We start from the raw sequence: 19,751 nt of genomic DNA on the forward strand, positions 1-19,751 counted from the left end.
TTTTCAACCGACTCTGCATTTATATTATGCAGCTTAAATGCCGATTAGCTTACCAACTGTTGCATCTTCACCACCAAAAACTATCCGCTACTTCGAGCGCACTTTGCCTCAAAGCATCGCTCACATTTTGTTAATTCCAGCTAATAGCAGATTTTTGGTAACTCCTGCATTATCACAGAAGGTAAGCACCGTAGAGGAATTTGCCCAGAAGCATCGAGCCGTAGCTATTTTGAATGCAGGCTTTTTTGACCCAGTTAACCAAAAATCTACATCTTATGTTGTTTTACAAGGAAAGTTGGTAGCTGACCCCAAAAAAAACGAGCGATTGGTGAACAATCCCAACTTAAAACCTTACCTTAGCCAAATATTCAATCGCACAGAATTTCGGCGTTACTCATGTGGACAGACCGTTCGCTATGATATTGTCTTGCACAATGCGTCACCACCAGCAGGTTGTCAGTTAGTTGATGCTATAGGCGCAGGCCCAAGCCTGTTACCAGAACTTACGTTAGTAAAAGAAGGCTTTGTAGATAATGCCAATAAACGAGATGCACTTGGCAGTAACCAACCCAACGCCAGAACTGCTGTGGGTATTACCCGTGATGGTAGCGTTGTTTTAGTTATGGTGGCTCAAAAACCCTCCGCTCGCGCTAATGGGGTGTCTTTGCCAGCATTAGCTGATTTTATGAAAACTCTTGGTGCTGATAAAGCGATGAATCTGGATGGGGGGAGTTCGTCTTCGCTTTATTACAAAGGGAAAACCTTTTACGGGAAGGTTGATTTGGAGGGAAATCCTATCAAGCGTCCCGTAAAATCAGTTTTGCTGGTTCAGGAAAAGCTTAACTGAACCGTATTGTTTCTTACCGTCGATTGCGAAAACCCTGTCTTCCATTAACTTGGTCAAAGAGGACATCATATTTATCAAAAAAGGCGATGCCAGTATTTACAAATATAGGAAGTTCTGCCTGTGGCGAGATACTCAAATTCCAGCGATTAAATCCGTCGCGGGTTCCTGGTGTTAGGCTGTAATCAAAAATGCCATTAATTGCTACTTTCAGAGCATTTGCTGAACCTAACACTCCTGGTTTGAGTTTGCCTGCTGTAGAAGCTGACTTGAATTCAGTCAAACCATTAATAGTTCCAGTATCAGTGATCATTTTGCTATTACAAGAATTTTTAGCAGAACTCCCAGCAAGAGTTAGACAAACTTTGCTCAGTTGAGAGTCCCATCTGTTACCGGGTACACCATTAATTTCGCTTTGTTTACTCCAAGGAGCCATTTTGAAACCTGCTTGATTACCAGCAGTTAAACCTAGAATTAGGCTGCCATTCTTGTTACTTCCACCATTTCCAATCACAATAAATCCATTACTCAGATTGCCTGGTAATTTTCTCAACGGATTATAGAGGAGTGACTTTTCAAAATAGTTGACACCGATAATACCGGAAAATGGTACACCACTCTTTGCTGAACAATTCGGCTTTTGGGCAGTACATTGGCGACTAGTAACAAGCTGTATCGGAACGGGTTCTGCGGCGGGAAGCAAACCAAACCGGACATTAGCATAAACTAATTCTCCCTCCAGGATAGTACCATCACTTAATACCTCCTTGATATTTTGTCCCGTTCTGCGGATAGGAGCATTACCTAAAAACTCTTTGGGAACTCGCAACCCTGCTGACCCTGTATCTAATAAGATACGCTTTGGTTGACCATTTGCGATCGCCATTTCCAGAAAATAGCCGCGAACCCGTTGACCGAGGGAAGGTTTTGTATATAAAGGTAGGGATATAGTATCAAAAGTTGGTTTTCGAGGTGTATTTTGAGATATATCACGCAACGCTGAGTTTGGGAAAAGAGCCGCAAATGCTGACTGTCGTTGGGCTGCTGGTTCAGGCGCGATATCCCAAAGGCTTTCGTAGTAGAAAAAGCCGATACCCAAACCGCGTTGTTGCGCTGCTTCTACCTGGGATTGGATTTGTGGCATGGAAACTGGGCGATTTCGTAACCCCGCCATAATACCGATACCAGTTGGGATGACTTGGTTTGTTTCTAAAATTTCTGGGCGGTTAATTTGAGCAATAAAACTTTCTAAATCATTACGGTATACCTGCATAACCAATTCATCGACAATACCCAACCGTACCCAGTTGAGCCAGTCTTGCAGTTGCAGCTTGTAGGCAAAATCATAGTAATTAGGAGAAACTGCAAAGATAGCATTCGGTTTTCTAGCTTTTACGGTTTGGTGAAGGTCTACCATGAATGCAGTGATTTTATCTGCCCGCCATTTTATCCATGCTTGAGCTTGGGGATTGGATGGGGGAGGATTGCCAGTTTCTTGAGTAAATAGATTAATTGTGTATTTATCGTAACCAAAATCTACAGGTAAACTCATGTGGTCGTCAAATTGAACGCCATCAGCATCGTATTGAGTAATGACTTCCATGACGAGTTCGGTGATAAACTTTTGCACTTCGGGGTGAAACGGATTCAACCAAGCAACTTCACCCGCAGCACTAATTGAAGTTTGCGTACCATCCGGCTTTTGTGTCAGCCAATCTGGATGCTGGGATGCGAGTTCCGAACTTAGGGGAACCATGAAACCAAATTCAAACCAAGGTATGGCTAGTAACCCTTCTCTGCGGGCTTGGCTGATAATGTCTGCAATCACATCTTGTCCATCTGTTCCCTTGAAAAAGAAGGGAATACCCTTTTTTTGCATGATGGCGCTGGGGTAATGGGTATAGCCATCGTTCCACACTACTGGATAAACGGTGTTAAAGTTTAGCTGCCGCAGTTGGCTCATAGCTGCTTGCACCTTTGAGCGATTTCTGAAAACGTTAAAATCGTTACCACTCAGCCACACCCCCCGAATTTCTTGACGAGGTTGAGGAGGTTGTTGGGCAATGGTAGGGGTAAAGCTATTGATGAGCAATACCGCAACGAATGATATCAGACATAATAATGGCAGCAGACGTTTCCTTAAAAGCCACCAACCTTGATGAATGAGGCGACTAGGTGCAACACCAGACACTTTACGTAACTTGCTGCGACATAGGAGTAAGCCCCTACGCACAGGCTTAAATAGTAAGTTGGTTAGAGTAGCATTAATTTCTATGCTTTTTTCCCAGAACTGAGTTGCCATTACTTCTGCTTACTAAATGAGGTTAATTGGTTATATTTCATTCCATATCAACATTAAATTGCTGCACTAGGAAAATTGATACAGTAATTTAGCTGCAAGATATTTGACGCAGTTATCGGGTTAGTAGTGCCAAGTATAAATGTTTCAAATGTAACCTGTAATATATTTGCGCTGCTCTCACGCCTATGCCTGGTAAATTTTTTGCATAGCACCATTTCTCTTATTGGAATTAAGTCACAATGAGAATAGGCAATCATAGAGGGTGCTGTTATGTTTCGTCTAACTCAAACTGTTCGGAACTTGTTCATTCGGATTCAAGGCTTGTTTGGTGTTTTATTCCAAAGTGTTTCCAATCTTTTCGGGAATTTATTTGGTTTTTTTGGCAACCTGTTTGGATTCAATAGCTCTGGTTATTTCTTGGAATCAGATCAGCAGCAAGGTATAAAACAAGCTTCTGCAAAAGAGCAAATTGAAACGAATCAGGATAACACTCCTAAGATTTCCGCCACTACCCGCCCTCGTCCTAATGCCAAAATTGACGACTACTTCCTCAATATGGCTCGTGATGTGAAAAAGAATTAACAAAAGCCATCAATTGCAGGGCAATCTTAGTGTAGCGTTAGCAAAGCTCGCCATAGGCATCGCTGTGCCAGGGTAAGATCATCTCAATTAGGCTTGACTGCTTATTCAGGAGGCTACCAATTAATTACTGTTAAAATTGTTACCTTCGCAAACTCTTGATCGGCAGTCACCAAACTTGCACGTAGCGATTACCACTCATCGCGTAGATTTCTCTGCATTGCTACCGCATCTCCCCGCCAAGTTAATCGCCCCACCAAATCAGAGAAATCATAACTAGGTTGCTGCTTTTCCTCTGACGAAACTGGATTCAAAACAACTACAATGTCCACTTCAACCCCCGCTAACTGCGTTGGAATATTAAGATTTAAGTATCCTGATTCATCGATTTTAGTTGTAAGTTTTAAAACTTCCATTGCCAAATAATTATTAAACCTCATCTTATTCTAAATTTTGTAGAGCGAATATTGCTCAATCAGATCCCCGACTTTTTTAAAAAAGTCGGGGATCTTGTGAGCCACCACCCTCAACAATATTGGTATTAGTTTGCTCAAAAACTTTCGCCTGCACTGCTATAGTGTGAGGGCGCTTTTCTGCAAAATTATCCAGCCACAATTAACGGATTTGTCTGTGCGTAGGCGTAGCTCAACCCAGGCATCGCACTTTAATCATAACTATATCCAGCTTGAGGCTGGATAATAGCTAAAGATATTTTGAGATTCAATATTTACTTGATTTTTAACTTACCAAATCAACTAAGGCGTTCGACTGAAAACGGACTATCGATGAAACTGAGCAACCGCGATAATTCTCAGATGTGAATACTGATAGTGTGATATTAGCTTGACCGGGATCTAAAATGCGTTTTACCTTGCAGGTTTGCATTTTGTTGTTGCAGTAAGCAATAATGCGATCGCCAGCTTTGACTTCCAACGCTTGAATTTTCAATTAATACCAACCTTGCCAGGAATTTGCTTCGTTAAAGGAAAAATATATTGCTATATTCCACTTCCTCAACAATAGCAATGTTTATTTAAGTATAGCACAAAAATTAAAGTCCTTGATTTTATCAATTTAGTTTTGATAATGTCAAGTTTATTTATGCTCAAAACTCTATTAAATACAGGATTTTAACAAAATAAGGATACAATTTCGACCTTCACACGGTCGATAGTACAGTACAGCATCAATCCAGCTACTATCTCAATTAACAAGACTTGGGGCAAAGTCCCCTTATTAAAGGTAGGCAAACTTCCGCCACTACTAGGTCGGAATGGTAAACCTAACTTCACCAAAGAAGACAAGAAATGTCTTTGCTCTCAATTTTTTATTTCTATGTTTTTGTTACAATTAATAAAATTTTTACTTAAAAATACCACTATGGCTTTATATGCTGAATTACATAGGCACTTGGGCGGCTCGGTCGTACCCAGAGTTTTATGGCGATATTTCGAGCGACATTCTTCGGAGTTGATTTCTCGCTTTGCTGACTATTCAGAATTTGAAGATTTTTATACTCGCCCACGTAACACCCTGGATGAGTATCTAGAATTACACACCTTGGTAGAAAGTGTGCAAACTGTTGAGACTTTGCCTTACTTTATCTATCGCTTGGTGCGGGGTGCTTACATTTTTGAAAATTTGGCTTACCTGGAACTGCGTTACACTCCATATTTGCGGACACCTGAGCATCTGAATCAATCACAGAGAATTGACAAGATGACAGAAATTGTGCAAGTAGTAGGACTTGCTAGCCACCAGCCAGAATATCCGATTGTTACTAGCCAAATTCTTTGTATGCACACGCGCCTACCCTATGAGGTGAACAAGGCGATTGTTGATTTGGCGGCGCAAAATAAGCAGTATGTCTGTGCAGTAGATGTAGCGGGGGGTGATAGCTATTATGCCGATCGCTTAGAAGAATGGATTAGCTTATATGATTATGCGCGATCGCAGGGCGTTAAGACCACCGGACATCTATATGAAACCACTGCTGGCTGTTACCCCGAACTCTTACCCTATCTCATGCGAATCGGTCACGGCATCCAAATTCCTTTACTATATCCAGAGTTACTTAATGATGTCGCTAAACGCGGACAGTGTTTAGAGGTTTGCCCCACAACTTACCTGCAAACTGGTACTTTGCAAGATATCCGTCAACTCAAATTAGTTTTTGACCGTTGTTTTGAAGCTGGGGTAGATATTGCTATCTGTACTGATAATGCTGGATTGCACAATGTACGCTTACCATTTGAGTATGAGAATCTCTTGACTTACAACATTATCAGTTTTGCACAATTACAAGCTTGTCAGGATGCAGCTTTCCGTCATGCTTTTGCTTGGCCTTACAGTCAACGTCCCGCATCTCTGTTGAATGGGTTACTGAAACCTGAACAACCTAAAGTTTTGACAATAAGGGATAGTAATTAACCACTATCTAGAGGTAAGCGGAAAGTAAGATAAGTTAATGTTAATTAATGTTGCAATCAGTTAGTTATGATGATGCCGTAGAGAAAGCTGTAATGCACAGTAGATATCTTGCAAAAGTCAAGTTTTTAGGGACTAAACCACAGATGCACACAGATATTTCATCGGTGTTTATCTGTGGTTTCCTTTTGGCTAATTTAGATTTTTGTTAGAAGTCTAATGTGCAGTACAAAAAACTAGCAATTATGCAATAAATAGACTTGGATTGATAATAGCAAGGTACTGGGGACTGGGAACTGGGGACTGGGTGAAAAGTCTTTTTGTGTGTAAGTTTTATCATCTGTTGATGTCCTAATCACCAAGGCTTTTGCTATAGCAATCCTGAATCATTCATAAAAAAATTTATTGCCTATTGCCTATTGCCTATTGCCTATTGCCTATTGCCTACCTCCACGATAATTTCACAACCCAAATAGGATTGCTATATATCTGAGTTAAGTTTAAGCGGCAACGCCTTCTGTCGCACCACCGATTGAAATCCAAGCTGCAAGACCACCTTTGATTTCTGCTACCTCAGCAAACCCTTGTCCTCTTAGAATTTGTGCAGCCTGGGTTGTATGTTCGTCACTGTCGCCATAGATATAAATATGGCGTTCTTTATGTAGAGCAGATTTGGCTCTAGATACCAAATCATCTAATGGGATAGGTATTGCTCCACTGATCCGACCGTGATTGTAGGTGTGGCGATCGCGCACATCAACAATTGTAAAACCTGGTTGACCCCATTGCAAACGGGTCTTTAACTCATGGACATCAGCAACTAAGTTATTACTCATAAGTTTTTTGGTTCATCACCTCACAAGCAATTTATCAAAAATCCTCCTTTAATTGAGTTTTCTTTACAATTAATAAAAATTTCTCGTAAATTCGCCTCCTTCATTCTCCAAGCTACGGGAAGCTAATGCTACATCTCCCCTAGTCTTTTTCTTCTCTACGAATGCAAACAGCCTGTAGTTTGCATCCCTGTAAGAGTACAATTTTTAACTTTTAATTGATTTCTCCCTCCACTTCTCTTGCACCCAGAAGCTATAAACTATAATCTATGGCATCTACTATTCAAGCTCTACCAACAGAAGTCGTATATCTTATTACAGCTGGTGAGGTAATCGACTCTTTCGCTTCTGTGGTGCGGGAATTGGTAGAAAATTCCCTAGACGCAGGTGCAACGCGAATTGTGGTTTATCTATGGCCACAGCAATGGCGAATTCGTGTGGCAGATAATGGTTGTGGAATGCACCTAGATGATTTGCAACAAGCAGCCACAGCCCACAGCACCAGTAAAATTCGCTCTAGTGCCGATTTATGGAAAATTAACAGTTTGGGATTTCGTGGTGAGGCGTTACACAGTTTAACGACTCTGGCAAATTTAGAAATTTTGAGTCGTCCTGTGAGTGGAAAATTAGGATGGCGGATTAGCTACGGCGATGGTGGGGAAGTTGTGCAAGTTGAGGTAACTGCGATCGCACCTGGTACAGTGGTGACAGTTTCTCATCTTTTCGGTAATTGCTCATCTCGTCGTCAGGGATTGCCCACAGCAGCACAGCAAATGAAAGCCGTGCAAGCCACAATTCACCAAATTGCTATGTGTCATCCCCACGTCACCTGGCAGATTTGGCAAAATGACCGTCAATGGTTTACCATCTCTCCAGCTGCGACAACCGGGCAACTACTACCGCAGATTTTACCCCAAGTGCGACAAGGCGACTTGCAAGAAATAAAACTCGAAATACCCAACCCTCCCCACTCCCCACTCCCCACTCCCCACTCAGCACTCAGCACTCAGCACTCAGCACTAAATTTAGTGGTAGGATTACCCGATCGCACTCATCGTCATCGTCCAGATTGGGTACGTGTAGCCATCAACGGACGGATGGTTAAAACACCGGAACTAGAGCAAACAATATTATCAGCATTTCACAGAACATTACCACGCGATCGCTATCCAATTTGTTTCTTACATCTTGCCATTTCCCCCGATCAAATTAACTGGAATCGCAATCCAGCAAAAACAGAAATTTACCTCAACGAAATCATTTATTGGCAAAAGCAAATTACCAAAGCAATTAACCAAGCACTCAGCATATCTTCTAACAATCTTAAAGAAGCTGTTCACACCACACGGGTTAGTAAATTACTCAAAGCCGCAGAAGCCAAAGGTGGTTACAATTTCAACCCTCAAAATCCTAACGAAAATCCCAAAACTCCTAACTCCTCACTCCCAACTCCTAACTCCTTGAAGGCTGTCGCTCAAGTTAGCAACACTTATATTGTGGCGGAACATTCAGGTGGTATGTGGTTAGTAGAACAGCACATTGCCCATGAGCGAGTTTTGTATGAGCAATTGTGTGATGATTGGCAACTTGTCCCCGTCGAACCGTCAATCATTCTTTATCAATTGTCGCCAGCGCAAGTATTGCAATTACAACGCATCGGTTTAGACATAGAACCCTTTGGCGAACAACTTTGGGCAGTGCGAAACATACCCGCGCCTTTGCAACAGCGAGACGACTGTGCAGAAGCTATTTTAGAACTTAGTTGGGGAGGCGACTTACAAACAGCCCAAGTAGCTGTCGCCTGTCGGAGTGCCATTCGTAACGGTACACCCATGAATCACCAAGAAATGCAGACACTTTTAGATAATTGGCAACGCACACGCAACCCCCGCACCTGTCCCCACGGACGCCCAATTTATTTATCTTTAGAAGAATCAGCATTAGCCCGATTTTTCCGGCGTAATTGGGTAATAGGAAAAAGTCATGGAATTTGATCTTTTCAGTAAGTGTACACACAAATCGAATTACCCCCCTTAATCCCCCCTTGTAAAGGGGGGAAAAAGAAATCTATCTTGTTCCCTCCCCTTTACAAGGGGAGGGTTAGGGTGGGGTAATTCTAGGTCTATTTGTATACTCATACCTCACTGAATTGAAAATGGCTATAGGTTAATCGGTTGTTGCTGTAGTTAATCTCAACTTTTTATCTAAAAAATCTACTTCTAAAGTATTTCCGTTATCGCGTAACCAGTTTTTTGCAACTTGATAGTTGGGAACTTGAACGGCGACTATATTCCAAAATCTAGGGGTGTGATTACTTTCTAAAAGATGGGCTAATTCATGCACAATTAAGTAATCAATTACAAAGACTGGAGCTTTCATAATTCTCCAGTTAAAGTTTAAATTGTTATTAGGTGTACAACTGCCCCATCGGTATTTTAAATCAGAAACGAGTATTTTATTAAATTGCACGCCCAAGGATTCAGCAAAATCTTTCACTTTGGGTGGTAGTTTAATATATGCGCGTTTGGTATACCAATCGCGGAATAATTGAAAAGCAGTTTCTCGATGGCAGCGTGATATCAAAAAGCGAGAGTGAAAGCGCACATTAGGCAATTGATCGTCAGTAATTTCTAATTGGTAATTTTTACCCAAATATAACACAGTCTCCCCTGATACAAATTCTTTGTGAGTAATTTTGTCGGGATATTTGGGAGTATGATTCAGTTTTTCATAAAGCCAAAGTTTTTTAGATTCAATAATTTGGTGAATTTTTTCTTCAGATACTCCACTAGGGGCGCGAACTACTATTTTTTTGTCTCTTTCTACACATAAGCTCAAGGTTTTACGTTGAGTTGAATAAATAATTTTATAATCTAGTTTCATCGGTTATTCTCCACTCAACTTAGAGGATGTTTTAAAAGTTATTTCGTAGGTAGCAAAACGTTATTGATCCCCCCAACCCCCTTAAAAAGGGGGGCTTTAATTCCGGTTCCCCCCTTTTTAAGGGGGGTTAGGGGGGATCGATAAAGTGCCTAAAATGACAATAAACTACTTTTCAAACAACCTCTTAGGATGATTTTCTCTTGACCATTCTACCAGACGAGTGATGAGTTGTTTCCGTTCTTTTAAAAGATTAGGGTAGGAAACAAAATCAGGGGAAAGAAAGAGTTTTTGTAATTCTTCTTTGAGTCGATTTTGTGCCGGGATTGAAGCCCAAAATCCAGCAGTTTGAACTTCTTGTTTAATCGAATTGAAGGTATGTAAAGTTAAGTTGACATTTTGGGTTATTTCATCTTCATTCAGTTCGCGGTTATCAAATAGATTGGCTCTGAAAATCCGAAAGATTGGCATTTGAGTTTTTCTATCTAGCCCGTAAGTATTTTCTTGCTCTTTTGATTTAATTTCCTTTCTCAGTTTTTCTACTTCTTCATATATGCGTTCCCAATTATCTTGGAATTCTGTTAATATTTGTTCTAGTTTTTCTGAGAAGGAAATAAATAATTCTGGATCTTCGTTAATATTGGAGTTGATATAATTCCTAATTGCGTGTTCTACTGTGGCGGCTTTAGTTTTTATACGGGTGTGGCTGTTAGTCAGGGTTTCAAAGTTATCATCAAGAATAGAAATTGGGGCGACTTTCTGCTCAATTCCGTGAGTTGTGAGAAATTCATCTGCTATATTACGCAATTTTTCGGGTATGCCTTTGAGACTAAAACGTGCATCCCGAAAATGTTTATAAGCTAGGTGATTAATCGCAATAAAATTTTTGTAATCTTGCCAGTAATCTAAGGCTTCTTTACGTGGCATAACTACATTAAAGGCTTTGGTTAGTTTTTTAAAGGCGAGAATATATGCAAAGCGGATATCTTCATCATAGAATAAGTCATAGAAGGCATCGGCATCAGCAAAATCTGTTAGGTTGTATTGTTCTAAGAAATTCCAGATTTCTCGGTGGGCTAAGATTAAATCGTTAATTTCTTGTTGTTCGTCGCGGATTTGGCTAATGATTTCTTGTTGTTCTCTATCTTGATAAGTATCTAAAGCTTTTTTGAGATGATGTCCAATGCCAACATAATCTACGACAAAACCTTTATCTTTGTGTTCTTCTCCTACTCTGTTGACACGGGCGATCGCTTGTAATAAATTATGATCGCGAATCACTCTATCTAAATACAAAACTTGCTCGATGGGAGCATCAAAACCAACCAATAGCATATTATTGACGATAATTATCCCGATTTTGCCATTGATGGATGTATTACCGGCTGTTTCAGTGGCATCAAAGGATAATTTAAAGCGTTGAATGCTGGTATTGTGATAATTAGGATTCGTGTAGGTTTTAATATGAGGCAAATCGTTATTATTGCCAGAAATCACTACAGCCGTCTCTAATTCTCGCAGTCTGGCTATATTGATATTTAGGGGATTGTTGACTGATAATTCTGTGATTTTGGCTTCAATGGCTGCATCTAAACATTGTTTATATCTGTAAGCTGCTTCTCTGGATGTAGCGACGACTTGGGCTTTAAATCCTCCAGAAAAGACATATTCAATATAATGATCTACCATATCACGGGCTTTGGCTGCGATGATGGGCATGGCTTCTAAATAAGCGTCACGAGTTCCATAACCCAATATTTGCAAGCGTTCGTTTAAATTATATTCACTGAAAACATCGCTAAATTTAGCATCCATTCCGGCTTTATCGCTAATTTCGGCGTTGTGGGTACGTCCTTCGTAAACAATTTCTAAGGTTGTTCCGTCTGCAATCGACTCCTTCATGGTGTATTTGTCGATATAGTCGCCAAAGGTTTCTTCGGTTTTATCTATGGGAGTTCCTGTATAGGCGATTCTGGTAGCATTGGGTAAAGCACGGTCTAAATTTGTCCCCAGTTGGGTATATTGGGAACGGTGCGCTTCATCAATCATCAGCAAAACATTTGGACTTTCGTTTAATTTGGGGAAAATTATCTCTAAGTCTTTTTCTTGGAATTTTTGGATCATTGCCATGACAATATCGGGCGTATCATTGGCAAGTAGTTCGTGTAAACTTTTATTAGGTTCGTCTGGTTTGGGTTTTATCCATTCGGCTAATTTGATATTTTGCCCAATTCCTTGACTTGTGGTTTGTAATTGGTCTTGTAGTTGAGTTCTATCGGTAATAAAAACTATTTTCCAACTACTTAGTTGGGTATGTTTTCGCATTTCTCGCACCATAAACAGCATGGTTAAAGATTTGCCTGAACCTTGGGTATGCCAAATAATTCCACTGCGTTGTTTGCGATTGTTTCCGGTAATTAAGCGTTCAACGGCTAGTTTGACGGCGCGGAATTGTTGGTATCTGGTAACAATTTTGATGGTTTCGCCTTTGTCGTTGTTGCTAAATATGGTAAATATTTGAATAATGCTTAAAATGTTTTCTAGGTAACACATCCCTGCAACCAATCTTTGTTGGTCGTTGGGGGATGTACCTTCTTTAATTTGAATATCACTTAATTTAAAAGGATGGGGATCTATCCAACGAAAAAAACGTTTTTCGCTGTGGGTGGTAATTGTGCCAAATTTCGCTTCTTGTCGGCAAGTGGTGATAATAAACTGATTATAATAAAATAGTTCTTGGTTGCCTTCGGATGTTTCGCCGCGTTGTTGACTATAGCGCATTAATTGGTCAATGGCTTCGGGAATGGCATCTTTAACTTTTGGTGATTTACATTCAATAACTACGACGGGAAGACCGTTAATAAATAAGGTGATATCAGGAATAATATGATTTTCTGTGCCGGGAATGCGGACTTTAAATTGAGAGATGGCAATAAAGGAGTTATTTTGTAAAAAAGTTTCAGGGTTAAAGTCAATATAGCGAACGGTGGGGCTTTGTTCTTGGGTATTGTGGTTAATGGAGACGCTGGTATTTTCTAGGAGGAGGTTGAGAATATATCGATTATTTTCGATTAAGGTGTTTCTGGGAAAGGTGGTAATTTTTTGGACGACTTCGTTTATTTGTTCTTCTTGTAGGAAGGGGTTAATTTTTTGTAAGGCTTGTTGGAGTTGGGGTAAAAGGATAACTTCGCCAAAGTTATTACGGTAGCTATCGCTGGGTTTTTGTTGGTGCATCTCTAGGCGGATGACTGTCCAGCCTAAGCTTTGTAGTTGATTTAATAAGGGTTCTTCAACGTGGTTTTTTTCATCAAGCCGGAGGTTTTCTCTTTGGCTTTTGGATGTACTCATGGGTGGTTTGTTAGTAAGGGTTTGACGGAGGTTTTTCCGGTTAGGAGGTCTTGCATTAAGCCGGCTTTTTGAATTTTTAACTTATTTTTATAAGTTTCTTCATACGTGATATATTTATCAATTTTTGTAATTATTTCAACTATATAATTCTGTTCTTTTATTCCTGGTAAAAGAATAGGAAATTTAGCAATTTCTCCAAGTGTTACAGTTTTTTGAGCATTGCCTATAGCAACTTTATCAGCATACTGTTTAGATTGATTGGTATTAAGCCAAAATGTTAAATACTCGGAATTAACCTTTTTAGCATCAGGAAGAATATAAGCTATATGTCTTTGAAAACTAAATTTTTTATCGTTTCGGACTAATGCAGCGTGTCCATAAGAACCAACAGCAGTATATAAGATTAATCCAGGTAAAGGTTCACGACCCTTTGAAATTAAAGTATATGTTTCTTCTGATATCCTAGATGTTTCTTCCCACAAAATTTTTCCATCTCTTATACAAGAGACATATAAAAATGGAACACCATGATCAGATGTTTTAACTGATTGATGTGAACCGTCAGTAATTTTATTACATAAAGTATCAAGTATAACTACATTCCACTCATCGGGAATCATCCCTAAAGGCGATCGCTTAAATTTATGAGTTTTTGGATCGCGCAGTTGACCATTTTCATCTATCCCGCGAGTCAGAAGGTCTTGCATTAACCCGGTTTTGACTCTTTTGTACTTGGCGATGAGGGTTTCGGTTTGTGCGATCGCTTTATCTACTGTGTCTAATATTTTCGCTATTTGCTGCTGTTCCTCTTTAGGAGGTAATAGTATAGGTGTTGAAGCAACAATATCTGTATTAAGATTGGCTTGTGTTCCAGTTTGTCCATAACCTCTAAAGTTAGGTTTCCAGTAACATAAAAAATAATAGAGAAAATTAGTATCTAAATTTTTATCATACTCATCAAAAAGTACAAAACCATCATGAATACAAACATTAAATTCAACTATTGCTGGTTCTCCAATAGTTGCACAGATACTCATTATTAATTGTCCTGGTTTTACCGGAACGCTTTGAGTAATACCTTTTGCTGATAAATATTGTTCTGTATAACGAAGACGACCATTTGAACGAGTAACATCAGTTATTCTTACCCATCCGTAACCTTCATCAGCAAACCATTGAGGGCTATCAATAGGTCTAGGACTTGCGCCTCTTCTAATTCTTGCAATTTTTCCTAATGTCGTTATTCTCCATTCTTCTGAAAGTTCGCCGGAGAGCAGATTTTTTAAACCCGGATTATCATCTAATTGATTAACCACTACTAACCCTATAAAAAATTAAATATACTTTGTAGGTTGGGTTGAGGAACAAAACCCAACAAAAACACGAAAATGTTGGGTTTCACTGCGTTCTACCCAACCTACAATCATGCTTACTGTTTAGATAATAAAATTATGGCTATGATAAGTATCTCTTTGATTAAATAAGGCTAAAAAAGCACCTGTATCAACAATAATCATAATCTATTGTCTTCTTGTTTGGCTTTAAGGTATTCAGCCATTTTTCTTTTATAATTAACAGACAGATCAGCATCACCATTAAAACATCCAACTAAACCAAGTTCTTGAAATATTTGTAATGGAGGTTTATTAGTGCTGTTAATTTGGTTGTAATATTGCTCAATAGCTTGTTTAATCGCTGCGCTGAAATCTTGATTTGTTTGTTCCTGAATATACGCAAGCTTTTGAGTCAATTCATCATCAAGTTCAATTTTTAATTGCATAATCTTACCTCATTAGTTGACAATTTGACTTAAAAAATCAGAAAGTGTTCGGTTAGTTGATGAAAGTTAAAAAACTGTCGTTTTCGCGTAACTACACTCTACCTACTATATTTACACTACCACCAGCAGACAAAACTTGTTTTGCTGTTAATTGTAAATTTGTAAATATAGAGGAAACAAGTTGAGCATCATCTTGAAACAATTGCTTTTGATACTCATCTTCTATTAACTTACAAATAGTAATCGTTGGCTGCTTAGTTTTGCCAATATATTCTCTACCACCTAGCCCCAAATAATCTATAATCCAATATTCAGGTACACCTAGTAAAGCATAATCTTCAACTTTACGAGCGTAATCATTTTGCCAGTTCGTACTAACAACTTCCGCAATTAGTTTAATTGATTTTCCTGATGTAATTACAGGTTCTTGTTGCCATAACGGTTCATTAATTAACTGTGTTTGATCGAGTACAATCACATCGGGGCGAAAAGCCGTACTTGTTGCCAATAGTTTAATCAAACAGCGATGGGGTGTAAAGTATGGTAAATTATGGCGATCTATTTCTACATTCAGTTTTCGACTCGTAAAAGATGATACTTGTTCATGGGGGCCAGTTGGTTCTATCTCGATTAATTCCCCATCAATTAGTTCATAATTATTGTTGTCACCATATTGAGTAATAAATTCATTAACATCGATTAGTTTTGGTGCTGACTGTACCATGATGATTTTTCCTCATGATTATTAAGCTGTAGGTTGAGTTTCACTGCGTTATAACCAACGTACAATTATAGCTATTTTCAATCCGGTGAGGTACAAGTATCCAAATAGACCTAACCCCCTAACCCCCTTCCCGAAGCGGGAATGGGGAACAATTCAAAGCCTCTCTCCGCTTCGGGGAGAGGTTTGGAGAGGGGTTTCTAGTATACTTTGCGACTTTTCAAACAACCTCTAAATATAATTTAGCTTACTCAAAAAATCATTTAACTCTTGTAACGTCTCCTCCCGTTCCCGTTCCACACTCCCAGCCGCTACCGCATATTTATCCCAAAAATTCTCAAACACAAAAATCACCGTTCTTCTAATTCCATTTAAAAACCTATCTAACTGTTCAGACACTAAATCATGATGCTTTTGCAAAATCAACTCCTTCGCTTCCTCCTCCGTAATTACGCCGCCAAAACTTGCCATTAATTCCTGAATATTCACAATTCTCGCTTCTAACTTTTTAATATCCCCCGTCAAAGCTGTAAACTTTTTCTTCTTCTCCTTATCCTTTTTAACTTCCTCTTCCGTCCCCAACTCAGCCAACTCTTTCCTAGCTTGAATTAATAACTGTTCATGTTCATAAATCTGATCCTCAGCCCCAAACTTCTTTAATAAAATCTTTAACTCAAACTCCAGTTGTTTCTGCTTGAGAGTTGCTTTAAAATTCTTTAACTCATCCTCTGCTTTTTTAAATTGTTTCAAAACTTGCTCATATCCCTTTACCTCCGCTTTTAACTCCTTGGCATTTTCCCCAGAAAATAAAGGTAGAGCGATTTTTTCTTTACTTTTTTTAACCCTTGCCGTTAATTCATCCTTCATTAACTTTGCTGTAATCTTTTCATCCTCTTCTGCTTCATACTCTAATAATTCCTGTGCCGTTTCCAACAACGAATCAATCTCAGCATCCTTTTGAGCGATATCACTTTCTAACTGCTCAATTTCATCAGCTTCAGCTTGAAAAAATGCCTTAATAATATAAGAATCAGGGATTAAAGTAGGACTCCAACCATTTTGGATAATCGTTTTTAAATCATATCTAATGTTATCCCACCAATTAACAAACACACCCGCCACTTGAAACAAATCCAACACATTCACAGGCACTAATTTCTTTTTCAAAGAATCAATTAATTCTTGTCGGACATCAGGTAATTGATTGCCATTTTTTACCTCTCGCTTTTCCCCTCTCTGATCAGGCGACGGGTGTTCGTTAGGACGGGGTGAAGTAGGTGCTAAACTAGCAAAATCATCCTGAGCTTCTTGCCACCACTCAACTAACAAACTATCCATATTATCAATAATTTGACATAAATCTTGATTGCTTTCAATCAGAGTTTTTAAATCATCTTTTCCCTGAATACAATCATGAAAAGCATAATAATCAGCATCTTGATCTTGAAACACCAAATCAAACTTTAAACCCAACTTTGCCAGTATATGAGACTTAGCAGCCACTTCCCGTTTAGGAATCCCCCCCAATAAATGCGCCCTGACATCTTCCGGTTCGGGTTCCGGGGTATTATCAACATAACGACGCACATTAAGATTCCAATCATTACCCGCAATTTCCGCAATATCCACCAACCGAGAATATTTGTCTATTTCTTCCTTACGGGTAAAGATATAATCAATTTTTTCAATATCTTCAGACCTTAAAAAGTTACGATTCTTCCCTTCTCCATATTCGGCATCAGCATTAATAAAAAATACTTTATTTTGTAGTGCATCAGGCTTATTTTTATTCAATACCAAAATCACCGCCGGGATACCAGTCCCATAAAACAATTTTTGCGGTAAGCTAATAATTCCTTCAATCACTCCACCATTCTCTTGTAACATTTTCTCGCGGATTTTCTTCTCATCACTGCCGCGAAATAACACCCCATGAGGCATAACTACCGCCGCCCGTCCGTTCTGTTTTAAACTAGCCAGAATATGCTGCACAAACATTAAATCAGCTTTTTTCGTTTCCGGCGCAAATCCATAATTAAAACGGTTTTGATGCTGGAGTGCGGCACTATTATAATTTTGAGCAAAAGGCGGATTAGCAATTACAATATCAAATTGATCTATCCTGCCATTTTTGACATTAGCAGGAGAAACTAAAGTATCGCCAAATTCAATATGACCTTTAAAAATATTGTGCAGAATCAAATTCATTTTACAAATAGAAACCACCGTACCATCATTATCCTGTCCATGTAATTCTATATCTTGCTCATTTCCCCCTTGTTCATTAACATACTGCACCGATTGGATTAACATTCCTCCAGAACCAGCAGTGGGGTCATAAATACTCATTTTTTCTTGTGGTTTTAATAACTGCACTATCAACCGCACCACAGAAGCAGGAGTATAAAATTGTCCGCCTTTTTTACCCGAACTATCAGCAAAGAATTTAATCAAATACTCATAAGCTGCACCTAATAAATCAGGAAATTCAAAGTTATCATTAATCAAAATAAATTTAGGATTATTAAAATGGTCAATCAATAAGCGTAAATCTGGGTCTTTTACAACTCGTTGATTATTGATTTCCCGATTAAAATTAATATGCTTAAGAACTCCAGAAAGCACGGAGTTTTCATCTTCTAAAGCATTCAAAGATTTGTTGAGCATTTCGCCAATATTGCTCTGTAGATTCTTAATGGCGGGTTGTTTTACCTCATTCTCATCTATAAAATTCTCGTGCCATCGGGCGCGATTGGGAACAAAAAAAGTCTCACCGTAGCTAATTTTGTCTGCTAATAATTCATTAATAGTATCTTCGGGCAGATGCCGATAATCTTTCCGAATTTTCGCCCGTTTTTCATCAAAAACATCAGACATCCGTTTCAAGAACAGCATCCCAAAAATATATTCTTTATATTCGGATGCGTCCATTTTGCCCCGCAGGATATCCGCTGCTCCCATTAAAAAGTTTTCTAACTGGGAAAGTGTAATTTTATTTGTATTCATTCACGTTCATTTTTAAATCTTGGCAAGATTTAAGTAATTCATAGGTGGGATTAGAGGGAAATTCTAATTTACTCCTTTTTGGCCTTATATAGCGCTTCTCGTTTGGGTGCAATACACTTTGACCTCTCTCCAAACCTCTCTCCTTTTAGGAGAGAGGCTTTGAATCTTACCCCCCTTCGCTTGTAGGGAAGGGGCTGGGGGTTAGGTCTGTATTCCATGTAATTGAGAACCGCTATAGATCCCCTCTACTGCCCTTAAAAAGGGAGGAAATAAGAAAATCCGGTTCTTCCCCAATACATACGGGGAGGGTTAGGGTGGGGTAAAACCCAGATTTATCAAGCAACAGCCTCTTGCTTAGGCTTTCGCACCGGACGCTTGCGATCGCTTCGACGAACGCCCCCCGCCATTTTGTACTCATCGCTATTCTTGCCATACTTTGCAGCTACACTGAGTAACATGTGTTCTGTTAGTTCCATCAGCGACTTTTCGGCAACTTCTAAGGCTTCCTGAGTCATATCCACAGTGGAGAGGCTTGAGTTATAAGCTTCCAACTTGTCTTGCGTTGTTTTGATGAGGGCTGCAAAGGAGTCAGTTGTTACCCCATTGCCGAAGTCTAAGGTGGGACTGATCGATTTCAAAGCCGCAATCCGACGATGCGCTCTATCAATTACTTTAGACCCGCGTTTTGGGCGTGACATAAATCACTTTCCTATTATTAATAATGCGCCAGGATAAAAACTGACTTCTACCCTGAACTGTACAGCACTAGGATAGACAGAACTAGGGTTAATTGACACCCGGATTATTCAGTATAAATTAATTTATTTATCACAAATATCTTGAATAACTTTACGTAAATTCTTGGTAGTTGCCCGAATTCAATAAACGGCCGCCCGAATTCAATAAACGACTACCCGAATTCAATAAACGGCCACCCGAATTCAATAAACGACTACCCGAATTCAATAAACGGCCGCCCGAATTCAATAAACGGCCACCCGAATTCAATAAACGGCCACCCGAATTCAATA

General features: G+C 39.3%; 17 protein-coding genes. 5 read left to right on the top strand and 12 right to left on the bottom strand.

Annotation, left to right across the window (positions count from 1 at the left end; genetic code table 11):
* Nucleotides 1-37: 37 nt before the first annotated feature.
* Nucleotides 38-847 carry a phosphodiester glycosidase family protein gene (locus tag VB740_RS11135; RefSeq protein ID WP_323200066.1) on the top strand — a complete coding sequence of 270 codons (810 nt, stop codon included), beginning with the start codon at nt 38-40 and terminating at the stop codon, nt 845-847.
* 13 nt (nt 848-860) lie between these two features.
* On the opposite strand, the gene VB740_RS11140 is transcribed toward VB740_RS11135, so the two are convergent.
* On the bottom strand, nt 861-3,146 hold the full coding sequence (locus VB740_RS11140) for a family 10 glycosylhydrolase (RefSeq protein WP_323200067.1): 2,286 nt from the start codon (nt 3,144-3,146) through the stop codon (nt 861-863).
* 270 nt (nt 3,147-3,416) lie between these two features.
* On the opposite strand from VB740_RS11140, the gene VB740_RS11145 reads away from it, so the two are divergent.
* Nucleotides 3,417-3,728 carry a threonine dehydratase gene (locus VB740_RS11145; RefSeq protein ID WP_323200068.1) on the top strand — a complete coding sequence of 104 codons (312 nt, stop codon included), beginning with the start codon at nt 3,417-3,419 and terminating at the stop codon, nt 3,726-3,728.
* A 188-nt stretch (nt 3,729-3,916) separates the two neighbouring features.
* On the opposite strand, the gene VB740_RS11150 is transcribed toward VB740_RS11145, so the two are convergent.
* Nucleotides 3,917-4,141 (bottom strand): hypothetical protein, encoded by a 225-nt coding sequence (locus tag VB740_RS11150; RefSeq protein WP_323200069.1) that lies wholly within the window; start codon nt 4,139-4,141, stop codon nt 3,917-3,919.
* 322 nt (nt 4,142-4,463) lie between these two features.
* Nucleotides 4,464-4,673, bottom strand: a complete 210-nt coding sequence (locus tag VB740_RS11155; RefSeq protein ID WP_094352741.1) for a hypothetical protein — start codon at nt 4,671-4,673, stop codon at nt 4,464-4,466.
* Nucleotides 4,674-5,105: 432 nt separating this feature from the next.
* On the opposite strand from VB740_RS11155, the gene VB740_RS11160 reads away from it, so the two are divergent.
* Both VB740_RS11160 and VB740_RS11165 read left to right on the top strand, forming a co-directional pair.
* Nucleotides 5,106-6,155: an adenosine deaminase gene (locus VB740_RS11160; RefSeq protein ID WP_323200070.1), complete on the top strand. Its 1,050-nt coding sequence runs from the start codon at nt 5,106-5,108 to the stop codon at nt 6,153-6,155.
* A 47-nt stretch (nt 6,156-6,202) separates the two neighbouring features.
* Nucleotides 6,203-6,364, top strand: coding sequence for a hypothetical protein (locus tag VB740_RS11165; protein ID WP_323200071.1), 162 nt, complete (start codon nt 6,203-6,205; stop codon nt 6,362-6,364).
* A gap of 288 nt (nt 6,365-6,652) precedes the next feature.
* Here the strand turns inward: VB740_RS11165 and VB740_RS11170 are convergent, their stop codons facing one another.
* On the bottom strand, nt 6,653-6,988 hold the full coding sequence (locus VB740_RS11170) for a rhodanese-like domain-containing protein (RefSeq protein ID WP_323200072.1): 336 nt from the start codon (nt 6,986-6,988) through the stop codon (nt 6,653-6,655).
* Nucleotides 6,989-7,254: 266 nt separating this feature from the next.
* On the opposite strand from VB740_RS11170, the gene mutL reads away from it, so the two are divergent.
* A complete protein-coding gene (mutL, locus tag VB740_RS11175; RefSeq protein ID WP_323200073.1) occupies nt 7,255-8,979 on the top strand; it encodes a DNA mismatch repair endonuclease MutL in 1,725 nt (574 codons plus the stop codon).
* A 172-nt stretch (nt 8,980-9,151) separates the two neighbouring features.
* Here the strand turns inward: mutL and VB740_RS11180 are convergent, their stop codons facing one another.
* The 8 genes from VB740_RS11180 to VB740_RS11215 form a co-directional block, all read right to left on the bottom strand.
* On the bottom strand, nt 9,152-9,868 hold the full coding sequence (locus VB740_RS11180) for a SprT family zinc-dependent metalloprotease (RefSeq protein ID WP_323200074.1): 717 nt from the start codon (nt 9,866-9,868) through the stop codon (nt 9,152-9,154).
* Between the two features lie 165 nt (nt 9,869-10,033).
* Nucleotides 10,034-13,213 carry an HsdR family type I site-specific deoxyribonuclease gene (locus VB740_RS11185; protein ID WP_323200075.1) on the bottom strand — a complete coding sequence of 1,060 codons (3,180 nt, stop codon included), beginning with the start codon at nt 13,211-13,213 and terminating at the stop codon, nt 10,034-10,036.
* Nucleotides 13,210-14,529 (bottom strand): restriction endonuclease subunit S, encoded by a 1,320-nt coding sequence (locus tag VB740_RS11190; RefSeq protein ID WP_323200076.1) that lies wholly within the window; start codon nt 14,527-14,529, stop codon nt 13,210-13,212. Before VB740_RS11190 ends, VB740_RS11185 begins: the two co-directional genes overlap by 4 nt.
* A 197-nt stretch (nt 14,530-14,726) precedes the next feature.
* A complete protein-coding gene (locus tag VB740_RS11195; protein ID WP_323200077.1) occupies nt 14,727-14,993 on the bottom strand; it encodes a ribbon-helix-helix protein, CopG family in 267 nt (88 codons plus the stop codon).
* 91 nt (nt 14,994-15,084) lie between these two features.
* Complete coding sequence (locus VB740_RS11200; RefSeq protein WP_323200078.1) at nt 15,085-15,717, bottom strand: Uma2 family endonuclease; 633 nt, start codon at nt 15,715-15,717, stop codon at nt 15,085-15,087.
* A gap of 228 nt (nt 15,718-15,945) precedes the next feature.
* Nucleotides 15,946-18,720, bottom strand: a complete 2,775-nt coding sequence (locus VB740_RS11205) for an N-6 DNA methylase (protein WP_323200079.1) — start codon at nt 18,718-18,720, stop codon at nt 15,946-15,948.
* Between the two features lie 335 nt (nt 18,721-19,055).
* On the bottom strand, nt 19,056-19,418 hold the full coding sequence (locus VB740_RS11210; RefSeq protein WP_323200080.1) for a hypothetical protein: 363 nt from the start codon (nt 19,416-19,418) through the stop codon (nt 19,056-19,058).
* Between the two features lie 151 nt (nt 19,419-19,569).
* On the bottom strand, nt 19,570-19,751 hold a 182-nt coding region (locus tag VB740_RS11215), incomplete at its 5' end, for a hypothetical protein (RefSeq protein WP_323200081.1).

Source organism: Nostoc sp. UHCC 0251, from assembly GCF_034932245.1.
In the GTDB taxonomy this organism is placed as follows: domain Bacteria; phylum Cyanobacteriota; class Cyanobacteriia; order Cyanobacteriales; family Nostocaceae; genus Nostoc.